Annotated in this window: 17 protein-coding genes; 3 read left to right on the top strand and 14 right to left on the bottom strand. The window is 55.4% G+C overall.

The window, feature by feature from the left end:
* Positions 1-2: 2 nt before the first annotated feature.
* From C9J03_RS10385 to hemL, 6 genes are all read right to left on the bottom strand, one after another.
* On the bottom strand, positions 3-989 hold the full coding sequence (locus C9J03_RS10385; RefSeq protein ID WP_044624236.1) for an ABC transporter permease: 987 nt from the start codon (positions 987-989) through the stop codon (positions 3-5).
* A gap of 134 nt (positions 990-1123) precedes the next feature.
* Positions 1124-2803 (bottom strand): ABC transporter substrate-binding protein, encoded by a 1680-nt coding sequence (locus C9J03_RS10380; protein ID WP_044624235.1) that lies wholly within the window; start codon positions 2801-2803, stop codon positions 1124-1126.
* 608 nt (positions 2804-3411) lie between these two features.
* A complete protein-coding gene (locus C9J03_RS10375; RefSeq protein ID WP_044624234.1) occupies positions 3412-6798 on the bottom strand; it encodes a hybrid sensor histidine kinase/response regulator in 3387 nt (1128 codons plus the stop codon).
* Positions 6799-7116: 318 nt separating this feature from the next.
* A complete protein-coding gene (rsmC, locus tag C9J03_RS10370; RefSeq protein WP_044624233.1) occupies positions 7117-8136 on the bottom strand; it encodes a 16S rRNA (guanine(1207)-N(2))-methyltransferase RsmC in 1020 nt (339 codons plus the stop codon).
* Between the two features lie 102 nt (positions 8137-8238).
* Positions 8239-9324: an AI-2E family transporter gene (locus C9J03_RS10365; RefSeq protein WP_082060678.1), complete on the bottom strand. Its 1086-nt coding sequence runs from the start codon at positions 9322-9324 to the stop codon at positions 8239-8241.
* 314 nt (positions 9325-9638) lie between these two features.
* Positions 9639-10937, bottom strand: a complete 1299-nt coding sequence (gene hemL / locus C9J03_RS10360; protein WP_044624232.1) for a glutamate-1-semialdehyde 2,1-aminomutase — start codon at positions 10935-10937, stop codon at positions 9639-9641.
* 284 nt (positions 10938-11221) lie between these two features.
* On the opposite strand from hemL, the gene clcA reads away from it, so the two are divergent.
* Together clcA and erpA are read left to right on the top strand one after the other, a co-directional pair.
* The gene (gene clcA, locus C9J03_RS10355) at positions 11222-12625 is read left to right on the top strand and encodes a H(+)/Cl(-) exchange transporter ClcA (protein WP_044624231.1); all 1404 of its coding nucleotides are present in this window, start codon (positions 11222-11224) and stop codon (positions 12623-12625) included.
* 60 nt (positions 12626-12685) lie between these two features.
* Positions 12686-13027, top strand: a complete 342-nt coding sequence (gene erpA, locus C9J03_RS10350; RefSeq protein WP_039467799.1) for an iron-sulfur cluster insertion protein ErpA — start codon at positions 12686-12688, stop codon at positions 13025-13027.
* Between the two features lie 89 nt (positions 13028-13116).
* Here the strand turns inward: erpA and C9J03_RS10345 are convergent, their stop codons facing one another.
* Complete coding sequence (locus C9J03_RS10345; protein ID WP_044624230.1) at positions 13117-14436, bottom strand: peptidoglycan DD-metalloendopeptidase family protein; 1320 nt, start codon at positions 14434-14436, stop codon at positions 13117-13119.
* Between the two features lie 127 nt (positions 14437-14563).
* Here C9J03_RS10345 and tyrS point away from each other — a divergent pair, with 127 nt between their 5' ends.
* Positions 14564-15751 (top strand): tyrosine--tRNA ligase, encoded by a 1188-nt coding sequence (gene tyrS / locus C9J03_RS10340; protein ID WP_044624229.1) that lies wholly within the window; start codon positions 14564-14566, stop codon positions 15749-15751.
* 115 nt (positions 15752-15866) lie between these two features.
* On the opposite strand, the gene C9J03_RS10335 is transcribed toward tyrS, so the two are convergent.
* The 7 genes from C9J03_RS10335 to gltB all read right to left on the bottom strand — a co-directional run bounded on the left by C9J03_RS10335 (position 15867) and on the right by gltB (position 25680).
* Positions 15867-16283, bottom strand: a complete 417-nt coding sequence (locus C9J03_RS10335) for a VOC family protein (RefSeq protein ID WP_044624228.1) — start codon at positions 16281-16283, stop codon at positions 15867-15869.
* 188 nt (positions 16284-16471) lie between these two features.
* The gene (locus tag C9J03_RS10330; RefSeq protein ID WP_039467190.1) at positions 16472-17083 is read right to left on the bottom strand and encodes a TRIC cation channel family protein; all 612 of its coding nucleotides are present in this window, start codon (positions 17081-17083) and stop codon (positions 16472-16474) included.
* Between the two features lie 120 nt (positions 17084-17203).
* On the bottom strand, positions 17204-18028 hold the full coding sequence (gene btuF / locus C9J03_RS10325; protein WP_044624227.1) for a vitamin B12 ABC transporter substrate-binding protein BtuF: 825 nt from the start codon (positions 18026-18028) through the stop codon (positions 17204-17206).
* A complete protein-coding gene (locus C9J03_RS10320; protein ID WP_044624226.1) occupies positions 18029-18985 on the bottom strand; it encodes a cobalamin biosynthesis family protein in 957 nt (318 codons plus the stop codon).
* Between the two features lie 2 nt (positions 18986-18987).
* The gene (mtnN, locus tag C9J03_RS10315; protein WP_044624225.1) at positions 18988-19686 is read right to left on the bottom strand and encodes a 5'-methylthioadenosine/S-adenosylhomocysteine nucleosidase; all 699 of its coding nucleotides are present in this window, start codon (positions 19684-19686) and stop codon (positions 18988-18990) included.
* Between the two features lie 105 nt (positions 19687-19791).
* Positions 19792-21204, bottom strand: a complete 1413-nt coding sequence (locus C9J03_RS10310) for an FAD-dependent oxidoreductase (protein ID WP_044624224.1) — start codon at positions 21202-21204, stop codon at positions 19792-19794.
* 12 nt (positions 21205-21216) lie between these two features.
* Positions 21217-25680, bottom strand: coding sequence for a glutamate synthase large subunit (gene gltB, locus C9J03_RS10305; protein ID WP_044624223.1), 4464 nt, complete (start codon positions 25678-25680; stop codon positions 21217-21219).
* Between the last annotated feature and the right edge of the window lie 39 nt (positions 25681-25719).

Genomic DNA, 25719 nt, shown 5'->3' with positions numbered 1-25719 from the left:
GATTATTTGCCTCCCTTACGTAGGCGAGGATCCAGAGCAACGATAAGAATGTCGGCCAAGAAGTTGAAGAACAGCATGAACATCGTCATGATCAGTAGCTGGCCCTGCAGCACTTGGTAGTCACGGGTGTTAATGGCATTGAGCAGTACAGTGCCAAGCCCCGGGTAGTTGAAAATCATCTCGATGATCAGTTGGCCACCGATGGCCATACCGATAGCCATGGACAGGGCGGTGACACTCGGCAGCATGGCATTTCGGGCGGCGTACTTGAAGACCACGCGGTTTTCGCTCAGGCCCTTGCCTTTTGCCATCGTGATGTAGTCTTCGTTGAGCAGGTTGATCATGTTGTTGCGCATGTTGATCAGGAAGCCACCGATCTGGATGATCGTGGCGCAGAACAGCGGCAATACGGCGTGGTAGCCCACATCCAGGTAGAAATCCAAGCTGGTCCAGTCAGGCGTTGTCCCTGGGGTGTAGGCATAGGTCGACGGGAACCACTTGGTGCCAATCGCGAAGGTGTAGAGTACCAGCATGGCCACGACCACAGGTGGCACGGCTTGCACCACCATCATGCCCGGAGAAATGAAGGCGTCGTACTTGCTGCCGCGCTTCCATGCCGCAAAGATGCCGAGGGTCGAACCGAGGCAGAATGCCAAGATAACCGCGGTCCCTGCCAGGAACAGTGACCAGCCAACGGCATTGCCCAAGACGTCGTTAACGGTTTGCGGGTAGGTCTGGATGGAAATCCCCAAATCCCACGACAGGATTCCTTTTAGGTAGATTAGGTATTGCTGGTAGATAGGGCCGTCGACAAAGCCCAGCAGCTCTTTCATCGCGGCAATACGTTCAGGGGTCACCTGCACGGCGGCATTGGCAAACATCATGGTGACCGGATCACCGGGCATGGCCCGGGGAATAATAAAATTGAGGGTTATTGCGAACAGGAGCGCAATAAAATAAAAGCTAAGTCTGCGTATAAAAAATCCCATAACTCACACCTTAAAATATCCAGCTTCTCTAACCAGATTTCAGACACACTCTTCCCTGACCACTGGCCATAGTTATTTCTAAGGGGGAAGGTTGAAGGGGCGGTGCGCAAGGTGCGCACCGCAAATTGCGAAAATTACGATTTAGGTTTTAGGTCAAGTACTTGCAGTAGACGCTCTTGGGTGTTGGTGATTGGCATTGGACGCCCTTTCGGGTTGTTCTCGTTCCACCAACCGGTAAAGCGTGAAGTGTTGTACTGCGAGGTGTAGGCACCAGACATGACTGGGATGGTTACCTGGTTCTCTGCAATGATCTTCTGGATAGCGTGAGCCATTTTCACCTGCTCATCGCGATCTGCCGTCTTGTAGAAACCAGCCAGTAAGCTATCTAGCTCCTTGCTCTGCCAGTAGTGCAGCGCGAAGCGAGGCATGCCTTCGTTGGCCTGGAAGCGAGAGTGGTAAGCACTATCCCAGTAGGTGTAAGGATCCGCACCGTGGAAGTAGTTGGTGTACGCCACATCATACGTCGCATCTAGCATCGCCTGGTTGTATACCGAGAAGTCCGGGGTGCTGGCCTTGGCCTTGATGCCCACTTCCTGAAGCATTTCAACGCTGAGCTGTACGGTATTGTTGAAGTCGGTCCAACCGTTAGGCGACTGGATAGTCAGCTCAATGTTCTTGCCGGTCGGGGTTTCAACATAGCCATCACCATTGGTGTCTTTGAAGCCTGCTTTCTTCAAAAGGGCCTTGGCGTTAGCAACGTTGTAGGTCATGTATGGCTTGTATTGCTCGTAGACCGCATTGTCGGACCATGAAGCAAATGCCTGGCCCAGGCCTGATGCGTAGTCATTCACCACACCGCCGCCGTAGAAGGCGATATCGATGATCGTTTCGCGGTCGATCGCCATTGAGAAGGCACGGCGGAAGTCAATGTTGTTGATGGCTTCGTGGTTGCCCTTGTTCGGCGTATTGTAGTTCAGCATGAATGCCTGAGTACCACCGGCAGGGTACCAGTACTTGTTGTTCGGGCTAGCGGCGGCGTAGGTGCTGTCTACATCCGGAATGAACGCGTATGTCCAGTCAAACTGGCCGCTCAGTACCTGGCCAAGGAATTGGTCGTTGCCACCCACCTGCGGCAGGCGCAGACAGTCCACGTCTAGGTTGGCGTTGTCCCAGTAGTTCGGGTTACGGCACTGGGTGTATAGCTGAGGGGTAAAGGTATCGATTTCTGTAAACGGACCGGTACCGACAGGGTTTTCATTGGTAAAGCGTGTAGGATCGTCCACCTTGCTCCAGATGTGCTCTGGAACCACTGCAACTTTGGAGATCAGGTAAGGAACATTCGAGTTCGCTTCATTTAAGCTGAAGGTCACTTTGTCGCCTTTCGCTTGGACACCTTTCAGGCGGGCATTGATACCAGTGCGGTCAAGCTCTGGGTGTTTTTTCAGTAGTTCGAAGGTGAAGGCAACATCTTTGGCGGTAAAGGTTTTGCCGTCAGACCATTTTACGCCATCACGGATTTCGAAGGTTACTTGCATCAGGTCATCAGACATGTAGTAGTCTTTTGCCAAACGCATGACCGGCTCGTTGCCCTTCAGCTCATTGAAAACAACCAATGGTTCGAAGATGAAGTCATAGGTGGTATCCAGCTGAGTCTGTAGGTAAGGGTTAAAGTTACGTACAAAGGTTGGGTAGAACTTAGGCACCATGGTTAGCTCGCTGCGCTCTGCAGCTGACGCCACTGGGGCGGTTAACATAGTTGAAGCGGCTGCGACAACGGCTAGCGCTAACTGGGTTTTCTTTATATTGGCAAGCATAGCTGTTCCTTACTCTTTGCTCTTAGTTTCACTTATGGAAAAAGCCCCGTATGCACGGGGAGGAAGAACCTACTTTGTTCAAGTTGAGTAACGCACCTGAACAAATGGCCTTGTAGGCTCTGTGTGCCTTAAGGAAACTCCGGATTAACAAAACGGTCAATCAGGCTGCCCGTCAAAAACGTTAAATTCACGCTTCCCTCCGTAAAAAACGTTAATAACGGACTGTGATCCAGCGCCCGCCCTCGACGGAGGTGTGCGGGAGGTCGCGTTTTTTATTTTTCTGTTTCATTAGTCAATAATCACCATGTCTAGTTAAGTTACTATAAAACAATAATTTACGTTCGGGTGGTTTCGGTGGGAATGTAACGGCGGAAAAAAATAGCTTAATTCCTTGCGGAAAATTTATGCGGAGACTTTGTTGTGATTACCTTCTCATAAACTGAAAGTTTTCATCGGAACAGCTGGGTTTGACGCATCATATGGCTAGAGTTGCGGAGTTTTTGGCCACTGTTTCGGTCCGTTGCCCGGCTGTTTTGGCACTTTTAAAGGGATAATTTGAGTCAAAAAAAAGCCTGCACTAGGCAGGCTTTTTCGAGGATAGTTCCGCGCTACTGATTGATAATGTGCTGTAGCTGCTCCTTCATTGCCAGCAGCTCGCTATGGGCCGAGGTGCTGCAAGGACTGCGTTCAAGGACAAAATCGATAGTACTGAGCACGGTACGCCAGCGGGGCGTTTTCGGCAGGGTTTCCAAATGCAGATATTTATCCAGCGTGCGGGTCTGCAGGGTGCTACGGTCGAGATAGACCCGCCATAGGCCACTTTCCTCTGCCAGTTCGAACTTGGTTTTTTGGGTCGACTCTTCCCAGTGCTTGAGGGTGGCTTTCATGATGTCGACCAGCAGCTCCCGCAGGGTATCGCTTTTGCTTTTACTGTTGCCCTCGAGCTTGTCTGCCAGGGAGCAGAACTCGTCACCTAGGTGGCGTAGCTTTTGCAAACTCTCCTTATTACGGTTGAAGGCGAATCCTGACAGCACTTCGACGGCATTTTCGAGCACCTCTATACGGTGGCTGCTGGTTTGGCCTTGGTTATCGAAGATAAACATCCTCTGTAGCCCCGACTCTTCGGGGAGGTTGATGACATCGGTATCGAGGGACTGGAGGCTATCGCCGATCCGGAACATCAAGCTGCCGTGGAAGTGGTGACTTTGGCTGATATCCTGGGGAAGGTGAGTCGCCAGGATATCTTCGATATGGTGACGCTCAACCTGCTCCGGCGAGCGGTTGAAGAGCTTGCCAGCCGCGGCATTGGCATAGCGTATCCGCCCTCCGCCCTGAACGCAGAGAATCGCCTCGTTGGAGGACTCCAGCAAGCCAAGTAGGCGGTTTTGGGTTTCCAGCAGGCTGTTTTCCACTTGCTCCCGGCGCTCGATTTCTTCGGCGAGGCGCTGGTTTTCCTTGAGCTGGCGCTCGGTTTGCCCGGCTTTGAGGTGGGCACCGATCCTTGCTGTCAGCTCCTCTTTGTTGAACGGCTTGGTGAGGTAATCATTGGCTCCGGACTCGAAGCCCCGGATCCTATCCTGTACCTGCCCGAGAGCCGACAGCATGATGATCGGGAGATCCAGCATATTGTAGCGCTGGCGTAATTGTTCGCACACTTCATACCCTGACATTTCCGGCATCATAATATCCAGCAACATCAGTGCCGGCTGGTGGCTCTCGACTAGTTTCAGCGCCTGCAGGCCGCTTTCCGCGGTGATCACCCGGTATCCCTCGAGTCGGAGGAAGTTGTGAAGCACCTGCAGGTTCACCGGTTCATCGTCAACAATGAGCAGCAGTTCGCCATCGGGGTTTTCCTCGATATGCTCCAGCTCGTAGGCCTGGGCTTCCACGGAGGGGATCTGGAAGTGGTTGCTGCGGTTGGATAGCTCGCTGCTGGCAATATCGGCATCGGAAGCGAGGTTGAGGGTAAAGCTGAAAGTGGTGCCGATCATCGGCTGGCTGCTGACATACAGCCGGCCTCCCATCAGCTCGATGAGCTGGCGGCTGATTGACAGGCCTAGGCCGGAGCCTTGGCGGTAGTTGGCCGACTGGGTGTTGGCCTGGATCAGTGGCTCGAAGATATATTCCAGCTGTTCGGCCGGGATCCCCTGGCCGGTATCGACCACCTGAATGCGCAGCTGGGACTCCAGGATGGTGGCGGAAAGAATGATTTTTCCTTCCGAGGTATACTTAATGGCGTTGCCGACCAAATTGTAGAGAACCTGCTCCAGTCGCTGCTCATCGCCCTGGACCAGTGGCAAGTCATTGGGGATCTGGTTGATGATACGTACCGGTTTGCTGCCAAGTAGGTGGCCGGAGAGCTCCAGCACTAACCTAGCGGCAGAGGCAACATCCACCGCTTGTTTCTGGATATCGAGATCGCCGTAACGCATCTTGTGGTAGTCGAGCAGATCATCTACCAGGTTGGTCAGTCGCTGGCCGCTGTTGATCATCACTTCAAGCTGGCGGCGTTGCGAATGCTGGACTGGGCCGTTGGCGCCGGCCAGCAGCGACTCGGCAATCCCAACCATGCCATGGAGCGGGGTACGCAGTTCATGGGATGTGGTCGCCAGGAATTCATCCTTGAGTTTATCGGCGGTCTGCAGCTCTTTGTTTTTCTGCTGGATGATCTGGATACTCTGCTCCAGCTCGTTGTTTTGCTCGCGGATCAGGGTCATTTTTTCCCTCACCGAGGACTGCATCCGGGCAAAGCTGATCGCCAGACGACCAATTTCATCACAGCGCTCGATGCCCTCGATCTTTTGGTCCATGTCACCGGCCGAGACTTGTTCCGCAGCCCAGGTGAGACGCAGCAGGGGGGCGGTGATGGAGTTCGACAGCCAGTGCGAGGCGATAATGACCAGCACAATGGCCGTCAGCATGGCAACAAAGAAGATCACCTCTAGCTGGCGGATACGGGCGAAGGCTTCTTCTTCTGGCAGCTCGACCACCAGCGCCCAGGGGCTATCCATAATGGTGAGCGGGGCAAAGGCACTGAGCACGGGAACACCGTTGAAGTTGGCGAAGCTGCCGACGCCGCTGTCTCCCTCAAGGGCACGGTTGATACTGCTACTGGAAAAAGAGGCAGGATCATTACTGGAGGTCGGCAGTCTGGAGCGGTGGTCTTGGCCTACCAGCAGAGTTTGGACCGAATAGGAGTTATTGCCGGTATCACTAAGGAAGTCGCGGATTGATTGGTTGCTCAGCTTGAAGAACACGTAGCTGTGCAAATAGCCTTGCTGGATGATTGGGGCGGCAAACCACGCGGCAAGATCCGCTTCGCCTTGTGATTGGCTAAAGTCGGTAAAGGTAACCGGTACTTGATCGGTTTCCCCTTCTGAACGTTCGGTTTTTTTCTGGATTGCTGAGAACGTTTGGCTTAGTGCCGGGTATGTCTGGGCTGATTGCGGAAGGTTAATGCCGAAGATGTCAGGGCTATTGGCGGCATAGACAATATTCCCGCTGATATCAACCAGTAGAATGTCACTGAAGCTTGAGCGCTTGAGGTACTCTTCGTAGGCCCAGTTGTAGCGTTTGTACATCAGCCGGTAGCGCTCGTGACCTATATAGTTGCCGGTATCCTGTTCGCCGGCTGACTTGTTGATCAAGGTTTCGGTGTAGTAGCGGCTCCTGCCGGTATTGCGGAGCACCTCGGAGATATCGCCGAGCTGGTGGTAAGCACCGACCAGGCCATAAAAACGCCCTCCGCTGGCATTGGCCAGTTCGGAGCGGGCAAAACTTTGTACCTCTGATTCCCGGCTGGCAAAGAAGTTGTTGAGTTGTTTCTTCTTGTTGTCGAGCAGGGAGGCAAGGTGATTCGTGCTCTGCTCAGACAGATCCTTGGTATGTGAGTTCAGGAAGAAGAGGGCCGACAGTATTAACGGGGTAATACTCAAAACTAAAAAAGCCAGCATTAAGGTGTGCTGGAGACGCTTTAAACGGGTAGTCTGCTGCATGCCAGTGCCTGAAATTACCTGTGAGACAAGCTGTGAACAAGGCTCATCTATAGCCTTGATTTATAATGAAATGATTGCTGGTGGTGACCGGTAAATTGACGGAGTCAACGGTTACTGGTACGGAATATTCACCATAACGTTCAGTTATACTGTGTTTTTTCGCTGAAGCAAGAAAGTGGATGCGGAAGCGTGTGCCGACACACAGATTTGGCGCTGGTGAGGTTGTGAATGACAAGGTTATTGCCCATATTTCGCCGTTTTGTCTTGGAATGTGGGCAAAGGCCGGGGAGGCCGGCCTTGTGGTTGTTTGGTTAGCCGTTATTTTTTCGCGGCGTAAATGCTGAACTTGTTGTTCTTGGCGATGGTTTCGCAGCTGCCGAGGCTATCCTCAATCAGTGGTGGATAGCGCAGAAAACTATTGGCTACGATGATCAACTGTCCTTCGCTGCGCAGGTATTGCGGTGCTTGAGCGATAAAATCTTCGGTCGCCGCATAGAAGGTTTTCAGCCCGGCATGGAACGGAGGGTTGCTGATCAGGTAATCGTACGGGCCTTGCAGCGCGGCATAGACGTCGGTTGCCGTAAAGGTCCCCTCAAGTTGGTTGACCCGGAATGTCTCTTCGGCTGAGGCAATCGCCAAGGCACTGATATCACAAAGCTCCAGCTCGATAGACGGGTTGTTGGTCTTCATCACGGCACCAATCACACCGGCACCGCAACCGAAGTCCAGTACGCGGCCTGTCAGGGCGGGCAGGGTATCAAGCAACAGCTTGGAGCCTTGGTCGAATTCACCGTGACTAAATACGCCCGGCAGTGAGCGGATAGTCAGCTCGGCACCCGCGATATTCAGCGGGTAGCTGCGGAACCAGTCGTTGATGTCGAAGGCCGGTGCCGGCTTGTCACAGCGTCCCCAGAAGAAGCTGCAGCGTCGGGCCGAGTCGTACTTGGTCAGCTTGCCGTAAGGGGCAAACATTTTTTCTGCGCTGCGGACACCGCTGCGGTTTTCGCCGACCACGCAGATTTCGGTTTCCGGGCCAAACTTAGCCAGTAACATGGCCAGCAGATATTCCGCCTCGGCTTTGGCTTTCGGCCAATACAGCAAGATCATATCGATATCGGCTTCTTCGCTGAATTCGGCACCAAACACGGTGTGAACGCTGTCGTGGGAAGACATGCGGCGGGCATAGCCAAAGTTGGTGGTAAAGATCGTTACCGACGAGGCGGTCTGCGAGAGCTCAGTTGGAAAGGTGTCATCAAGTTCGCCGGCCACTAGGACCTTGCGGTTTTCAAAAAATTCCAGCTGGCGGGCGGCAACCTGGCTAGCAGCACTGTATGACATAACGACCTCAAGAATGGATGAAAGCTGTATTGGGGCGCGAATTGTTCCACAAATTCGTCGATAAGAAAAGTCGGGCCGGGGAAGGGCCCCCGGCCAATCTCATCAGTGATGGTCCTGGTGTTGCAGGAAGTCCTGGAATTCGGTTTCGTAGAGCTTGAACAGTACCAGGGTGACGGCGAAGATGATGGGGCCGTAGAGCAGGCCAATCAGGCCAAAGACATGCAGACCACCGATAATGGAGAAGAAGATCAGTAGCGTACTCATGCCAGAGCTGCCCTGCATCAGCAGCGGTCGCAGGAAGTTGTCTATCGAGCCGACGACAATGGCGCCCCAGCCAACCAGGAACAGGGCCCATTCCCATTTACCAATCAGCAGTAGGTAGATACTGGCCGGTAGCCAGATCAGCGCGGTGCCGACCACGGGGATCAGCGAGGCAAAGGCCATCATCGAGCCCCAGAACAGCCCCTGAAAGCCAGCCAGCCACATGGCAAAACCACCGGCAAAGCCTTGGGCGAGAGCGGTAAGGAATGAGCCTAGGACAGCAGACTTGGCGACCTGCTCGACTTCATTGAGTACCGCATCTTCCTGGCTGCGCGAGAGCGGCAGTACATGCCTGATGGTTTGGACGATCTTGTCGTGGTCGCGGAGCAGGAAGAACAACACGAACAGCATTAGCATGAAATTGATCAGGAAGTTGGTGGCATCACCCAATAACCGGGCACTGACGTTGAGCAGCTGGGCGCCGAACTTTGACGATGCCGTCGCCACTTTCTGGATCACCGCTTGGGTATCGAGTGGCTCGAACGGGGAGTATTTCTCGATAAGGGCCAGAAGCTTGACTACGGATGGGTGGGCCAATACTTCCTGAACACCGCCGGAGGTTAGCCAGGTATAGCTCTCTTTGGAAAAGGTCGTCCCCTGGTGGATGATCGAGCTGAAGACCACCAGCATCGGGATCACGATGATGAAGGTCAGTAAGGTACAAGACAGTACCGATGACAGGTTGGGCGAGCGAGGCATCAACCTGTCCAGCTTGACATGCAGCGGGTAGTAGAGCAGCGATATGATGAAGGCCATCACGATAGGGCCGATGTAGGGCTCAATCAAGGTGTAGCTGGCGTAGGCCGCCAGCGCCAAAGCGGCAATAAGCATCCAGTGGCGTGATTCAACTTTGAATGGTTTGGGCACGATGCATCCCTTCTCGATAGTATTGATGAGGCGATAGTTGCAGTTTGGTATTATGATTGCACCACATTGCTTGCGAGGCAATCGATAATATCTGCCTGATTTTCCAAGAGAGGAGGTACGAAGATGGGGTGCTGTGATTGTGGTTGCGAGACCAAAAAAAAGCGGCGGGTCCCGATGGCGGCCTGGGTGCTGCTGTCACTGGTGCTGTTGGCGGTTTGGTTCTGGCAGTAACCTAGACGGGTAGGCAAGAAAGCAACAAGCCGCTCACAGAGCGGCTTGTGTCTTTATGGTGGCCCGTTTGACTCGAACGCGGATTACGCAGTCGCTTCTTCGGCCAGGGTCTTGAAGGCGTACTCTGCCGCTGCCAGTGTTGCTTCAATTTCCTTGTCGCTATGGGCAAGGGAGGTAAAGCAGGCTTCAAAGGCTGAAGGGGCCAGGTAGACACCTTTTTCCAGCATCAGGTTGAAGAAACGTTTGAAACGTTCAATGTCGCACTTGGCCACGTCGTCGTAGCAGGTAACAGTGTCCTGATCGGTAAAGAAGAAACCGAACATGGCGCCAACCTGGTTGGTTTTCAGTGGGATACCATACTTGTCAGCCAAAGCCTGGAAGCCATCAGCAAGACGCTGGGTTGTGTTGGCAAGTTGTTGCTCGTGACCTTCTTTGGTCAGTACGCTCAGGCAAGCGTGGCCAGCGGCCATGGCAACAGGGTTGCCCGACAACGTACCGGCCTGGTAAACCGGGCCGGTTGGGGCAACATATTCCATCACTTCGCGGCGGCCGCCGAAAGCACCAACAGGCATACCACCGCCGATAACCTTACCCAGCGTGGTCAGATCCGGTTTGATGTTGTAGTAACCCTGTGCGCCACCATGAGATACACGGAAGCCGGTCATGACTTCATCGAGGATCAGCAGCGCGCCAAACTCATCACAGATCTCACGCAGGCCTTCCAAGAAGCCCGGTACCGGCGGAATACAGTTCATGTTGCCCGCTACTGGTTCGACGATAATACAAGCGATCTGCTCAGGGTGTTCGGCAAAGGCTTCGCGAACTGAGTCTAGGTTGTTGAAAGTGCAAGTTAGGGTGTGCTTGGCAAAATCAGCCGGTACACCCGGAGAGCTTGGTTGGCCCAGGGTCAGGGCACCAGAGCCTGCTTTGACCAATAGGCAATCGGCGTGGCCGTGGTAGCAGCCTTCAAACTTAATGATCTTATCGCGGTTTGTAAAACCACGGGCCAGGCGGATCGCACTCATGGTTGCTTCGGTGCCCGAGCTTACCATGCGGACCATTTCCATTGACGGTACCAGTTGGGACACCATTTCAGCCATGGTGATCTCCATCTCGGTCGGCGCACCGAAACTCAGGCCCTGCTGAGCCGCGTTGATCACCGCATCGCGAATCGCGACATGGTTGTGACCAAGGATCATCGGACCCCACGAGCCAACATAGTCAATATAGGCTTTGCCATCGGCATCAAAGATATAGGCGCCATCTGCGCGCTCGATAAATAGCGGGCTGCCGCCAACGCCGGCAAAGGCACGGACTGGTGAGTTAACGCCACCAGGGATCGTCTGTTGCGCTTTGGCAAATAAATCAGCTGACTTGCTCATTGTGATGTCCTGTTATTGAAGATTGTCCGATTTGAACTGCCGGCATTGTACCTAGGCTATGTGGGGCTTTCAATTGCTGGTGAGGGAACTCTGCGCTAGCGCAAAACGAGAAGGCACTAAAGTGCTATGCATCACTGAAAAGCTAGTTTTCAACATTGAATATGTAAAAAAAACAGTCGCTCAGCTATGCTTTCTCAAGGTGTACAGGCCCCATTAGGTTGGGAACAGCGCCCCTTTCTTTTATTTCCCGGCTCCGGGATGACTTCACGATTACGGCAACTTTGATGACAAATAATAACCAAGGCACCCCTGCGCCTGAGAGATTGCAGCCGAGCGGGCTGGTCCGGCGCTTCCTATCGCGCGACAAAACCCCAGTTTCCGTCCTTTTCCTCTCCGCGCTGGTGGGGCTGGGCGCTGGCTTGTTATCAACCTTGTTTGAAATTGCGGTGCATTGGGTGTCGGAGCAGCGCACGGAGTGGCTGCGCCATGAAATCAGCAATGTGTTGCCATTGTGGCTATCGGCCTTTTTGATCAGTGCACTGTTGGCCCTGGTTGGCTATTACCCGGTCCACCGTTTTGCCCCTGAAGCCGCGGGCTCTGGGATCCCGGAAATTGAAGGGGCGATGGATGATATCCGCCCGGTTCGCTGGTGGCGGGTACTGCCGGTAAAATTCATCGGTGGTCTGGGGGCGCTAGGTTCGGGAATGGTGCTGGGCCGAGAGGGGCCGTCGGTACAGATGGGCGGCAATATCGGCCGGATGGTGTCGGATCTCTTCCGGCTCAAGGACAAAGAAGGTCGCCATGCTTTGCTTGCTTCTGGTGCGGCGGGAGGGCTGGCTGCAGCTTTCAATGCCCCGCTGGCGGCTATTATGTTTGTGGTCGAGGAAATGCGGCCGCAGTTTCGTTACAGCCTTATCTCGATTAAGTGCGTAATGATCTCGGCCATTGTCGCCAATATTGTTTTTCGCAGCATTTCCGGCCAGCAGGCGGTGATCACCATGCCGCAATACGATGCGCCGTTACTGCGCTCGCTGTGGCTGTTCCTGTTGCTCGGGATGGCCTTCGGAATATTCGGGGTGATCTTCAATCAGCTGATCACCCGTAGCCAAGACATGTTTGCCCGTATCCACCGCAACAACCGCCGGCGCTACTTGCTGACGGGCACCCTGCTGGGGGGGAGCTTCGGTCTTATCCTGCTGTATCTGCCAGAGTTGACCGGCGGGGGGATCAGCCTGATCCCGAGTGCGACCAACGGCGAGTATGGCATCAGTGTGCTGTTGATCCTGTTCTTGGCCCGAGTGGCGACGACCCTGCTGTGCTTCGGATCGGGGGCGCCGGGGGGGATTTTTGCCCCGATGCTGGCGCTGGGTACCCTATTCGGTACCTTCTTCGGCACCCTGGCCCAGCAGCTGTTTCCTGAGCTGGGTCTGGAGCCGGGGATGTTTGCCATTGCCGGTATGGGGGCGCTGTTTGCGGCCACGGTGCGAGCCCCAATCACCGGTATCCTGTTGGTGATTGAGATGACCAACAACTACGATTTGATCTTGCCGCTGATCATTACCACGCTGGGGGCAACCATGCTGGCCCAGGTACTGGGCGGCCAGCCAATTTACTCCCAGCTCTTGCATCGCACCATAGAAAAGGAAAAAATGGCTCAACGGGAGCAGTCTTCGGTGGTCAATACTTGAACGAGATAGTCAGGTATTAGATAATCACCGGTATGACCGATAGTATTTGAGAGGTTTTTAATGAGCGATGCCAATCTGCCGCTGAATTTTTCCGATGTTGCAGCGAACAAAGTGAAAGCGCTTATTGCCGAGGAAGAGAACCCGGAGCTTAAGCTGCGTGTTTACATTACCGGCGGTGGTTGCAGTGGTTTCCAGTACGGCTTTACCTTTGACGAGAAAGTCAACGAAGGCGATACCACAATTGAAAAGAGCGGAGTCACACTGGTTGTTGACCCGATGAGTCTGCAGTACCTGATTGGTGGTACGGTTGACTATACCGAAGGGCTGGAAGGTTCTCGCTTCTTCGTTGATAACCCGAACGCGACGACCACTTGTGGTTGCGGTGCATCGTTCAGCGTCTAATTGAGCCATCGGCAGCCCAAGGAGGTTGTTTTTGGCAGGCAAATAAAAAGCCGCTCCAATGGGGGCGGCTTTTTTATTCTGTTTGTCTGTTAGGTTCGGTCGCCAAGCAGTGGGCTGTTGTCGGCGATAAACTGGCTGAAGTGGTTCAGCTGGGCCATCCGCTCCTTCGCATATTGCTGGAACTGGGCCTTCTCTTTGCCGCTCAGCGAGCGGGCCTGAGGCAGCTTGACCGTTCTCGGGTTCTTGTGGACGCCGTTGACCAGGAACTCATAGTGCAGGTGCGGGCCGGTTACACGCCCGGTACCGCCCAGAGTACCAATGGTTTGCCCCTGCTTGACCCGCTGGCCGGTTTTGACGCTGCGCTTGGTCAGGTGGAGGTACTTGGTTATGTAAGTCGAACTATGGCGAATGAACACATAGTTACCGTTGAACTTGTTGTAGCTCGACTGCATGACCACACCGTCACCGGCAGCCCAAATCGGTGTACCGACCGGGGCGACGTAATCGGTACCGCGGTGGGGGCGGACCTGGCCGGTCACCGGGTGCAAGCGACGCGGGTTGAAGTTCGAGCTGACGTAACGGAAGTTGATTGGCGAGCGCAGGAAGGCTTTGCGCATCGCCTGGCCTTTTTCGTCATAGTACTTACCGTCCTCGCTGCGGATCGCGGTGAAGGTCTGGCCCAAATTGCTGAAGGTTGCCGCGAGAATATTGCCACGGCCGATAGGTTCGCCTTCGACCAAGCGCTCTTCGAACAGGACAGAGAAACTGTCACCGGCGCGGATATCCAAAGCAAAATCGATATCCCAACCAAAGATCCCCGCAATTTCCATGATCTGGTTGGCGGTGAGCCCGGCTTTGTCGGCGGCATTCCAGAAGCTCGAGGTGATCACGGCTTGGGCAAAATTGAGCTGGAGATCGACGTCCTTGCTTTCTTTGTTGGAATAGAAGGTGTCGGCGGTGCGGGTGACCACCAGGCTGTCGGTTGCATTTTGCGGCTGGATCAGCTGGATCAGCTGGTTGTCCTCGTCAAAGCCGAAGCGTAACTTGTCGCCTGGACGCAGGTTGGTGAGAGATTGGGTGCCTTCATCAGCATTGACTAAACGGTAGAGTGTAGCCGGCGATAAGCCGACCTTGTCGAAGACTACCGCGAGGCTCTCGCCGGATTGTACCTCGTGCTCTTTCCACTTGAGTACCGGGATCGCCGGTTTTTCGTCAGCTGCCATTGGGCGCAATTGCGCACTATCGAGGGAAAGTTTCAGCGGATAGAGCTTACCAATTTCAAATTTTCGCTCAGGGTGCCCGCTGTTTTCCGAACTCGGCCATAATAGTAACACCACGAGCAGCGAGCTGATCACGGTGATGAGGGTCTGGTGCATCCTTGGCAACCGGCGGAGTATCGGTACTTGCATGTGGTGTTTTTTTGCGATTTCATAAAAAATAAGACAACCCTTAGTCTAACTGGTTTCAAAAAACATCGCTATTCAAGTAAGATTGAGGATTATTACTTTTTTGCCAATTCTGTGGGAGCGAACAAGAATGGCCAGCATTGAACAAGCTTTAGCTGAAATTAAGCGTGGTGTGGATGAGCTGATTCCGGAAGAGGAGCTGATTGCCAAGCTGAAAGAGAACCGTCCTCTGCGAATCAAACTGGGTGCCGATCCAACTGCACCGGATATTCACCTGGGTCACACCGTGATCCTGAACAAACTGCGTACGTTCCAGGAGCTAGGCCATGACGTCACGTTCCTGATCGGTGACTTCACCGGTATGGTGGGTGACCCAACAGGAAAAAATACTACCCGTCCACCGCTAACACGCGAAGACGTGCTGCGTAATGCAGAAACCTACAAAGAGCAGGTTTTCAAGATCCTCGACCCTGCCAAGACCAAGATTGAGTTCAACTCGAGCTGGCTGTCAGAGCTGGGCGCAGAAGGCATGATCCGCCTGGCTGCCAACCAGACTGTTGCCCGTATGCTTGAGCGTGACGATTTCAAAAAGCGTTACAACGAAGGTCGTCCAATTGCGATTCACGAATTCATGTACCCGCTGCTTCAGGGCTATGACTCTGTCGCAATGGAGACAGATGTTGAGCTCGGTGGTACCGACCAGAAGTTCAACCTACTGATGGGCCGTGAGTTGCAGAAAGCCAATGGCCAGAAGCCACAGGTGGTTCTGACTATGCCATTGCTTGTTGGCCTGGATGGTGTGAAGAAGATGTCGAAGTCTGCCAACAACTACATTGGTGTGACTGACGTACCAAGCGAGATGTTCGGTAAAATCATGTCTATCTCTGATGATCTGATGTGGAACTACTTCGAATGTCTGTCTTTCCGTCCGCTAGAAGAGATTGACCAGTTCAAGGATGATATTGCTGGTGGTCGTAACCCTCGTGATGTGAAAATCTTGCTGGCGAAAGAAATCATTGCCCGCTTCCACAGCGAAGCTGATGCCGATGCAGCCGAGCAGGAATTCATCAACCGCTTCCAGAAAGGTGCGATGCCAGATGAAATGCCTGAATTCGAATTCGAAGCCGGTATTGCGATTGGTAACCTGCTCAAAGAGGCTGGCTTGGTTAACTCAACCTCTGATGCGATGCGTATGATCCGCCAGGGCGCGGCGAAAATCGATGGTAACAAAATCGAAGATACCAAGCTGATCCCAGCAGCCGGTACAGCGGTTTACCAGGTTGGCAAGCGCAAGTTTGCCCGTGTGACTCTGAAGTAATCCTACTCCTGTTGTCATTGATTAAAAGGCGCCTTGGGCGCCTTTTTTGATCCTACTGCCAATAGCCAATAGCCAATAGCCAATAGCCAATAGCCAATAGCCAATAGCCAATAGCCTATTCGCTATAGTCATTGCGTCGGTCGTTATCCTGGCTCAGGTATTCGATAAATTCCCACTCGATGCCGTTGGGATCCCAGAAATAAATCCGTTTACGCCAAGGGTGTGATGTCTCCATCTCATTTTCCTGATAGCCGGCTGCCAGCAGGCGGGCGCGGACCCCCTCCACATCGTCACTCACTAAGCCGATATGGTTGATACCGCTGTCCACATATGGGGTGCGGTCGACAGCTTCCCGCTCGACGACTTCCTGCAGGGCAAGATAGCTTTGTGCTGTTCCGACATGGCACCAGCGGTAGCCATCTCCTTGGCCGCAATGGCGGACGGCAAAGGTGGGCAGGGCGGTTTGGATGAACTTGATAGTATGGTCGATATTGGCGACGGTAAGGTTGGCGTGTTCTACGTAGGGGGTCATAGGCACCTCTTTATTTATTAAATAATCTTTTTTGTTTATTAAAGTGTAGGTGGTGCAATGATTAAGTAAAGTTTTTTATTTATTTACCTGGTGTGTATTTATTTACCTGGTGTAAGCGACAAAAAAACCGCCAGAGAGGCGGTTATTGTGAAATGGCACCAGCGATGACACTGAAAGCTTGAGACCTATCAGTGTCTCAGGGCGAAGGTTGGCAGGGAAAGGTGCCAGCGTATCGCCGCGAGGCGGATAGTTAGGGTCGTGATGATCCCGGCCAGAGTTGCGATCGAGGTATCAACATTGGCTGACAGGGCCATGGTGTGGACAATACCGCCGAGGATACAGGCGGTGGCATACACTTCGGTGCGCAGTACCATCGGGATTTCCCGTGCCAAGACATCACGGATCACCCCACCGCCACAACCGGTCATCACACCCATAATGACGGCTACCATAGGCGTGGCACCGAAACGTAACGCCTTCTCAACACCAATCGCCACGAAAACCGCAAGGCCGATGGCATCGGATACAGGCAATATCCACCAAGGCATCTGACGTGGCCGGCGGATCGCCAGCATGCTGACCAAACAGGTAATGAAAATCACCCACAGGTAATTGGTATCGGTGATCCAGAAAACCGGCGTGGCACCAAGGGCCATATCGCGGATAGTTCCCCCGCCGATTGCGGTGACGCTGGCCAGCACCACCACCCCGAACGGATCCATCCGGAGCCTGCCTGCCAGTAATACGCCCGAGGCGGCAAACACGGCCGTCCCGAACATATCGAGAATATAAATGAGCATCATGAAACCTGCTGAGTCAGAGAATATAGGGAGATCGCGCAGATTGTACGACGAATAAACCGGCTGACAACTCGCTGCAATCGCTTTGTGAGATGACTCACAGTGATTGTTGATGGCGTGTTACAACGCAGACTGACGTACCTGATCAAGGTACTGGCAGATCTCCTCGGCAGCCAGAATAGTGCGTGGTGTCGGCCGGTTTAACCAGTCTGAGGTTACAGTAAAAAGGTGCTTCCTTTCCACTGCGGGTAACTGCTGGCGCCAATTATCCCACACCGAAGGATCGGCTGCGGCATGTGAGGTACCAAAGATAACTTCAGGCTGGCGGATTATCACCTGCTCTTGCGAAATTTGCGGGTAGGCCGCGCGGCTGTCGGCAAAGATGTTTACCCCGCCGCACACAGCAAAGACTTGGCTGGGCCAATTGCTGCCAGCCACCGTGATCATCGGGCTGCTGCTGAGCTGATAGAAGTAGCTGACAGGCTGCTTGTCCTGATGGGTGCGGCGCAGGACATCCAGCCGCTGGCGAAAATCACTAGCGCTGCGCTGGGCCTGGATTGGCGAGTCGGCAAACTGGCCAAGTAGTTCCAGGGTGCTGGCGATATCTTCCAGTGAACCGGGATTGGAGTAGAACACCTTGAAGCCCAGCTGCTCCAACCGGGTCATTTCGCGGCTGGGGTTGCCTCCTTTCCAGGCCAAGATCAGATCCGGCTGCAGGGCGACGATACGCTCCATTTTTATGCCGCGGTAGTTGGCGACCCGCTCGAGGGTCTTAGCCGCTTCCGGGTAGTCACTGTAGTCACTGGCGGCGATCAGCTTGTCACCGAGCCCTGCGGCATAGGCCATCTCGGTCGTATGTGGCGAGAGGCTGATGATCGTTTTTACGGGTTCGGCAGCGACAGAGAAAACGGGGAGTAGCAGTAGGCATAAAGCGGCGACACGCACTTACACGGCTCCTTGTAGCATGATTAACAGCAAGCTTTGGGCAATCACCCATGTCCATAGACGCTGGTTGGCGAGGCGATCGATTTGGCTCAGGTGAAAGGCGGCCGGGGCGATCCGGCCACCAAGTTTTGGCCGTTCCATTTTGGTTTGGTCATAAATCGCCGGGCCGCCCAGCGACAGCGACAGTTTGTGCCCGGCAGCGGCTAGCAGCCATCCTGGCCCTGGAAGGAGCCAGTTTTCCCCCTGTTGCTTGAGACCCCGCAGTGCCACTTTTCCGTTTTTGCCAAGTGTCAGCAGCAGGGCAAACAGGCGCAGCGGTACGATATCGAGGATGGCCAGTACCGTGGTTGCGGGCTGGCCGAAGTGGCGGAATTGTTGTCTGCTCGGTGACCAGCAGCGGCTGAGCTCGACGGCCAGGCGATACAAGATGGCACCGATCCCGCCAGCAAGGGCGTACCAGAACAAGACGCCGGCAGCTAACCGGCCGTAGCCGACCAGCAGGGTTTCGGCACCGGCCTTGCCCAGCCCCAGCAAAGAGAGGCTGTCGGTATGGCGGTTGAGTTTGCTGGCGAGCAGTGTTCGGCACTGCAATTTATCTTCCCGGCTGTAGGCGCGGACAAACTGCTGGCTAAACTTGTGCATGTTGCGCCAGTCAAGGGCGAACCACAGCAGCAGAAGGTGGAAAGCGGTATCGATCCACACCAGCTGGTACAGGCAGATCAGAACAACCAATACGGTTAGCCATAGCAGTGACCAAGAAAGCAACCCTGATAGACGTCTTTGCTGCGGGGCGTCGCTGGGTTTGTTGACCCGACCGGCGAGAGCCAGGGCAAGCTGGCGCCAGATTTGCAGAGGATGTAACTGGGCGGGGATAGGCAACAGCCATTGCACAGCCAGAGCACCCCACAAGGCAAGCAGAGTGCTGTTTTCGACGATGAGTGCAATGGCGTCGGTCATCGTTACTGGTTGAGTAGCTCAACCATCTTGGCGACCATTACTGAAGAGCTCTGGGCCGCAACCGGCAGGAATTCTTCAAAGCTCATTGGCGACTCTTTGTCTGCCACATCCGAGATCGCACGGACAACAACGAAAGGTACCTGGAACTGGTGACAGGCCTGGGCAATCGCCGCTGCTTCCATTTCAACGGCAATGACCGACGGGAAGTTGTCACGGATGAAGGCTTGTTTTTCAGCCGAGCACACGAAGGCGTCGCCAGTACAAATCAGACCGCGTACCGCGTGGGTTTCAGCCATGGTCGCCAGCGCCTGTTCGGCCGTGTTCATCAGCTTGGCATCAGAAGTAAATGCTGCTGGCTGCTGGGCCATCTGGCCGATCTCGTAACCGAAGGCTGTAACATCGGCATCGTGGTAACGGACCTCGGTCGAGATCACCACATCACCCACATTCAGGCTGCTGTCGAAGCCACCGGCCGACCCCGTATTGAGCACGACATCCGGCTGGAAGATTTCAAGCAGAACCGCAGTGCCCACAGCTGCAGCCACTTTGCCGATGCCAGACTGCAGCAATACCACGTCGGCGCCGTTGAGTGTACCGGTGTAGAACGTACAGCCCGCTTTGTTGTACGTTTCGCGGTTCGTCAGTTGATCTTTAAGGATGGCAACTTCTTGCTCCATCGCGCCGATAATGCCGATTTTCATCAATACAGTCTCTTGTTAGGTAACAAGCCCCCAGTGAGGGGGCGTTGGGAATGGCTCGATTGTAACATGCGGGAGCAGGACAATGCCAAGCTGCCGAGTGGTTAGTTACACATTGAGGTAGTCGAGGATACCCTCTGCGGCTCGGCGGCCCTCGTCGATGGCGGTCACCACCAGATCTGAGCCGCGGACAGCATCGCCGCCGGCAAAGATTTTCGCGTTGGAGGTCTGGAATGCAAAGCGGCCGCTTTCAGGCGCCTGGATGCGCCCCCATTGGTCCAGCTCGACCCCGAATTCGGCCAGCCAAGGCATGGCATGGGGTTGGAAGCCGAAGGCCATGATCACCGCGTCGGCAGGCAAAACATGATCGCTGCCCGGCACGGGCTCGGGGCGACGGCGGCCAGCCTCATCGGGCTTGCCGAGTGCGGTCCTGACCATCTTCACCCCGCAGATCTGGCCGTTGCCATCGACTTCCAAGCCGGTAGGCTGGAGGTTGAACTGAAACATCACACCTTCCTCGCGGGCATTTTTCACTTCGCGTTTTGAGCCGGGCATATTGGCTTCGTCGCGGCGGTAGGCACAGATCACGTTGCTGGCCCCCTGGCGCACCGAGGTTCGGACACAATCCATTGCGGTATCACCGCCGCCGAGCACTACCACATTCTTGTCGGCCATATCGATAAATGGTTGTTCGCCTTTGAGCCCCATGACCCGGTAGGTGTTGGAAACGAGGAAAGGCAGGGCATCGAATACCCCGGGGGCGTCTTCGTTCGCCAAGCCGGCCCGCATGTTCTTGTAGGTCCCGACGCCGAGGAAGACGGCATCAAACTCAGCTACCAGCTCGGCCAGTTGGATATCCTTACCTACTTCGGTATTGAGGCGGAACTCGACGCCCATATCGTTGAAGATCCGGCGGCGGTTGATCATTACCTCCTTTTCCAGCTTGAACGACGGGATACCGAACGTCAGCAGGCCGCCGATCTCCGGGTAGCGGTCAAACACCACAGGTTTGACCCCATTGCGTACCAAGATATCGGCACAGGATAGGCCGGCCGGTCCGGCGCCGATGATGGCCACCTTCTTGTCAGTCCATTCGACATGGGACATGTCCGGTTTCCAGCCCATCTCAAATGCTTTGTCGGTAATGTATTTCTCGACATTGCCGATGGTGACGGCACCGAAGTCATCGTTGAGGGTGCAGGCCCCTTCGCACAGGCGGTCCTGCGGGCAGACCCGGCCGCAGACTTCGGGCAGGGTGTTGGTTTGGTGCGAGAGCTCAACCGCTTCTATGATCCGTCCCTCGTTGGCGAGCTTGAGCCATTGGGGGATATAGTTGTGGACCGGGCACTTCCATTCGCAATACGGGTTGCCACAATCGAGGCAGCGATCGGCCTGGGCGCTGGCCTGTTGGTGGGTAAACGGTTCGTAGATTTCGACAAACTCAATCTTGCGCACATTCAGTGGCTTCTTGGGCGGATCGATACGCGCCACATCGATAAACTGGTAAATGTTCTGGCTCATCGGGCTCCCTCCCTATTGGGCTTGTACGCGCAGCTCGGCAGTTGAGCGGCTCTGGTGGCCGAGTAAGGTATTGACATCGGCAGTCTTTGGCTTGGCTAGGTAAAAGCGTGGGATCCACTGGTCGAATTCGGCCAGGATCTCTTGCGCTCTATCCGAGCCGGTCAGCTCAAGGTGCTGGTCAATCAGACCTCGCAGGTGTTCTTGGTGGATTTTCAACTCAGCCAATGGCAAGGCTTCGACTAGCTCGGGGTTAACCCGTCCGGCAAAGTCGCTGTCCTCGTCGAGGATATAGGCAAAGCCCCCAGTCATCCCGGCGCCGAAGTTAACCCCGGTCTTGCCGAGAATGGCGACGATGCCCCCGGTCATGTATTCGCAGGCATTGTCGCCGGCTCCTTCGATAACCGCGATGGTGCCCGAATTCCGCACCGCAAATCGCTCCCCGGCTTTACCGGCAGCAAACAGCTTGCCGCCCGTTGCGCCGTACAGACAGGTATTGCCGATAATGGTCGACTGGTTGGATTTGAATGCCGAGCCGACCGGTGGGCGAATGACGATTTTCCCGCCGGTCATCCCCTTGCCGACATAGTCATTGGCATCGCCGGTGAGGAAAAGGTTGAGCCCCCCGGCATTCCATACCCCGAACGACTGGCCGGCGGTGCCGGTCAGGTGGAGGTTGATCGGTGACGACGCCATGCCCTGGTTACCCCAGCGTTTGGCGATTTCTCCTGATAGCCGCGCCCCCACCGAGCGGTCGGTGTTGCGGATATCTTCGAAGATGTCGGCACCGCTGCGCGCTTTGATCGCGGGCAAGGCCTGCTCGAGCAGGGCGGCATTGAGCGGGGCATTGTCAAATGGGGTATTGGTTTCGCTGCAGTACAGGGTCTTGCCCTCTAACGGCTCGCTGGTCGCGAGTACTGGAGAGAGGTCGAGCTTGCTTTGCTTGGCGGTGTAGCCTTCGATGACCTCGAGAAGCTCAGTCCGGCCAATTAGGTCGGTGAGCTTTTCGACCCCGAGTTCAGCAAGGTGTTCACGGACTTCCTCACCAAGGCCGATAAAGTAATTCATGACCTGCTCGGGCAGGCCTTTGAAGAAGTCGCGGCGCAGGGTTTCGTCCTGGGTTGCCACTCCGGTGGCGCAGTTGTTGAGGTGGCAGATGCGCAAGTATTTACAGCCCAATGCTACCATCGGTGCGGTGCCGAAGCCGAAACTTTCGGCACCGAGGATCGCAGCCTTGACCACATCGAGACCGGTTTTGAGGCCGCCGTCGACCTGAAGCCGGATCTTGTGGCGCAGGCCATTGGCAACCAGTGCCTGCTGGGTTTCGGCCAGGCCCAACTCCCACGGGCTACCGGCATATTTCACCGAGGTGAGAGGGCTGGCCCCGGTACCGCCGTCGTAGCCGGAAATGGTAATCAGATCGGCGTAAGCCTTGGCGACCCCGGTGGCAATGGTGCCGACCCCTGGCTCGGACACCAACTTGACTGACACCAAGGCGGTCGGATTGACCTGCTTGAGATCGAAGATCAGTTGGGCGAGATCTTCTATCGAGTAGATGTCATGGTGGGGCGGTGGCGAGATCAGGGTGACCCCCGGTACTGCGTAGCGCAGTTTGGCAATCTCGGTAGTGACCTTGTGGCCGGGAAGCTGGCCGCCCTCACCGGGCTTGGCACCTTGCGCTACCTTGATCTGGATAACATCGGCGTTGACCAGGTAGTGCGGGGTAACACCGAAGCGGCCGGAGGCCACCTGCTTGATGCGGGAGTTTCGCTCGCTATTGAAGCGGCGCGGATCTTCGCCGCCCTCGCCCGAGTTGGAAAAGCCGCCCAACCGGTTCATGGCAACCGCCAGTGCTTCGTGGGCCTCGGGGCTCAGGGCGCCGATGGACATTGCGGCAGAGTCAAAGCGCTGGTAGAGCGCTGACGCTGGCTCGACCTTGTCGATGGCGATAGGTGTTTGAGCCGGTTTCAGTTTGAGCAAGTCACGGAGAGCCGCTACGGGACGTTCGTTGACCTGCTTGGCGAAGGCCTGGTAGTCGGCGTAGTCACCGGATTTGACCGCCCGCTGCAAGGTACCGACAACATCGGGGTTGTAGGCATGGAACTCGCCGCCGTGGACGTATTTGAGCAACCCGCCATGTTCGATCGGTTTGCGCTTGAGCCAGGCCCGGCGGGAAAGGTTGAACAAGTCTTGCTGGAAGTCGGCAAACCCCGCCCCCTGGATCCGGCTCGATACACCGCGGAAGCACAGTTCGACCACCTCGTCATCAAGGCCGACAGCCTCGAACAGCATGGCGCAGCGGTAGGAGGCAATGGTGGAGATCCCCATCTTGGACATGATCTTGTACAGGCCCTTGTTGATCCCGTTGCGGAAGTTGAGCATCACATCGCGGTAGGGCTTGGCGATGGCACCGCTATCGACCAGTTGGCCGAGGGTCTCATAGGCCAGGTACGGATACACCGCGGTGGCCCCGAAGCCGAGCAGCACCGCAAACTGGTGTGGATCACGGGCGGTGGCGGTTTCGATGATGATATTGGCATCGCAGCGCAGCTGCTCACTGACCAGCCGGTTCTGTACCGCTCCTACTGCCATCGCGGCCGGGATCGGCAGCTTGCCGGCATTGATGCCGCGGTCTGACAGGACAATGAGGACGGTACCGCTGCGCACTAGGCGCTCGGCCTGATCGCAAATATCGATAATGGCCTGCTTGAGATCTTTCTCGTTAGGGGCAAAGTTGATATCGATAATACTGTTGCGGTAGTACTGGTTGTCGAGCTCGAGCAGCTGTACCAAGTCGGAATAGAGCAGCACCGGCGAGGCAAAGGCGACCCGGTGGGCATGGCTGTCGGTTTCACAGAAGACGTTGATTTCACGGCCGATACAGGTGGCCAGCGACATCACATGCTTTTCTCGCAGCGGGTCAATCGGCGGGTTGGTAACCTGGGCGAACATCTGGCGGAAGTAGTCGGTAACGGCGCGCTCGCGCGAGGACAGCACGGCCATCGGCGCGTCATCTCCCATCGAGCCGGTGGCCTCCTGCCCGTTCTCGCCGATCACCCGTAGTACCTGATCGATCTCTTCGCGGTTCATGGCGAACTGCTTCTGGCAGGTGCCGAGTTCGGTATCGTCGAACGAGCGGAACCCTACCAGCTCGTCCCCGAGCTCTTCAAACGGCACCAGGCGCTTGACGTGGCTGGCCATCCACTCTTTGTAGGGGTGGCGTCCCATCAGGTCGTTATCGATATCGGCGGAGTGCCAAATCTTGCCAAACTTGGTGTCGATCACCAGTAATTCGCCCGGCCCGACCCGGCCTTTTTCGGCCACCTCATCGGGTGCGTAGTCCCAGATCCCGACTTCGGAAGCCAGGGTGATCAGCTTGTCCTTGGTGATGATATACCGGGCCGGGCGCAGGCCATTGCGGTCGAGGTTACAGGCGGCGTAGCGGCCATCGGACATGACGATACCGGCCGGTCCATCCCACGGCTCCATGTGCATGGAGTTGAAATCATAAAAAGCCCGCAGCTCAGGATCCATGTCGGGGTGGTTCTGCCAGGCGGGCGGGACCAGCAGCCGCATGGCGCGGAACAGATCCATGCCGCCGGAAAGGAACAGCTCGAGCATGTTATCGAGGCTGGAGGAGTCGGAGCCAGTCTCGTTGACAAAAGGAGCCGCCGTCTGCAGATCCGGCAATAGCGGCGAAGCAAACTTGTAGGCCCGAGCCCTTGCCCACTGACGGTTGCCGGCAATGGTATTGATTTCACCGTTGTGGGCGAGATAGCGGAATGGCTGGGCCAGTGGCCAGCGGGGCTGGGTGTTGGTCGAGAAGCGCTGGTGAAACAGGCAAATGGAAGACTCCAGCCGGATGTCGCCCAGATCTAGGTAAAAGCGGGGTAGATCGGCCGGCATGCACAGCCCTTTGTAGACAGCCACCTGCGTCGAGAGGCTGCAGATATAAAAGTCGGGGTCTGCTGTGATACGTTTTTCGATTCTGCGTCTAGCGACATAGAGCCGGCGGTCGATATCTCTTGGCTTCCAGCCGGCTGGCGCGTTGATAAAGACCTGCTCGATATTGGGGAGAGTCTCGCTGGCTATTGGGCCTAGCACCTGTGGGTTGATAGGCACAGGGCGCCAGCCGACCAGTGACAGGGTTTCCTTGGCCAGCTCTTCGCTGATGATCGTGCGGGCTTGCTCGGCAAGCACCGGATCCTGGCTGAGGAATAGCATACCGAGAGCAAACTCGCGCGACAGTTTCCAGCCGTTGTCCTCGGCCACAATGCGGTAGAAGCTGTCGGGCTTTTTCATCAACAGTCCGCAGCCATCGCCGGTTTTGCCATCGGCGGCGATACCGCCGCGGTGAGTCATGCGGTCGAGGGCGGATATGGCGGTCCGGACAAGTTTGTGGCTGGTTTCTCCTTCGATATGGGCAATCAACCCGAAACCACAGTTATCTTTATCCAGCATGGGGTTATACAGTGTCATTACAACTCTCCCTAGTTTCTGCCTAACTAAGCAGAAATA

It is taken from the genome of Photobacterium gaetbulicola, from assembly GCF_003025515.1.
GTDB classification, from domain to species: Bacteria; Pseudomonadota; Gammaproteobacteria; order Enterobacterales; family Vibrionaceae; genus Photobacterium; species Photobacterium gaetbulicola.
Note: the sequence above shows the minus strand (reverse complement) of the source record. Positions and strands in the feature narration are given on the sequence as shown.

What these genes read in the sequence shown, in the direction of transcription:
- C9J03_RS10345 (WP_044624230.1), bottom strand. Translation starts at nt 14,436, where the DNA reads ATGCAAGTACCGATACTCCGCCGGTTGCCAAGGATGCACCAGACCCTC.
- rsmC (WP_044624233.1), bottom strand. Translation starts at nt 8,136, where the DNA reads ATGTCATACAGTGCTGCTAGCCAGGTTGCCGCCCGCCAGCTGGAATTT.
- C9J03_RS10310 (WP_044624224.1), bottom strand. Translation starts at nt 21,204, where the DNA reads ATGAGCCAGAACATTTACCAGTTTATCGATGTGGCGCGTATCGATCCG.
- C9J03_RS10330 (WP_039467190.1), bottom strand. Translation starts at nt 17,083, where the DNA reads ATGCTCATTTATATTCTCGATATGTTCGGGACGGCCGTGTTTGCCGCC.
- tyrS (WP_044624229.1), top strand. Translation starts at nt 14,564, where the DNA reads ATGGCCAGCATTGAACAAGCTTTAGCTGAAATTAAGCGTGGTGTGGAT.
- C9J03_RS10385 (WP_044624236.1), bottom strand. Translation starts at nt 989, where the DNA reads ATGGGATTTTTTATACGCAGACTTAGCTTTTATTTTATTGCGCTCCTG.
- clcA (WP_044624231.1), top strand. Translation starts at nt 11,222, where the DNA reads ATGACAAATAATAACCAAGGCACCCCTGCGCCTGAGAGATTGCAGCCG.
- hemL (WP_044624232.1), bottom strand. Translation starts at nt 10,937, where the DNA reads ATGAGCAAGTCAGCTGATTTATTTGCCAAAGCGCAACAGACGATCCCT.
- C9J03_RS10335 (WP_044624228.1), bottom strand. Translation starts at nt 16,283, where the DNA reads ATGACCCCCTACGTAGAACACGCCAACCTTACCGTCGCCAATATCGAC.
- C9J03_RS10380 (WP_044624235.1), bottom strand. Translation starts at nt 2,803, where the DNA reads ATGCTTGCCAATATAAAGAAAACCCAGTTAGCGCTAGCCGTTGTCGCA.
- mtnN (WP_044624225.1), bottom strand. Translation starts at nt 19,686, where the DNA reads ATGAAAATCGGCATTATCGGCGCGATGGAGCAAGAAGTTGCCATCCTT.
- gltB (WP_044624223.1), bottom strand. Translation starts at nt 25,680, where the DNA reads ATGACACTGTATAACCCCATGCTGGATAAAGATAACTGTGGTTTCGGG.
- erpA (WP_039467799.1), top strand. Translation starts at nt 12,686, where the DNA reads ATGAGCGATGCCAATCTGCCGCTGAATTTTTCCGATGTTGCAGCGAAC.
- C9J03_RS10320 (WP_044624226.1), bottom strand. Translation starts at nt 18,985, where the DNA reads ATGACCGACGCCATTGCACTCATCGTCGAAAACAGCACTCTGCTTGCC.
- C9J03_RS10375 (WP_044624234.1), bottom strand. Translation starts at nt 6,798, where the DNA reads ATGCAGCAGACTACCCGTTTAAAGCGTCTCCAGCACACCTTAATGCTG.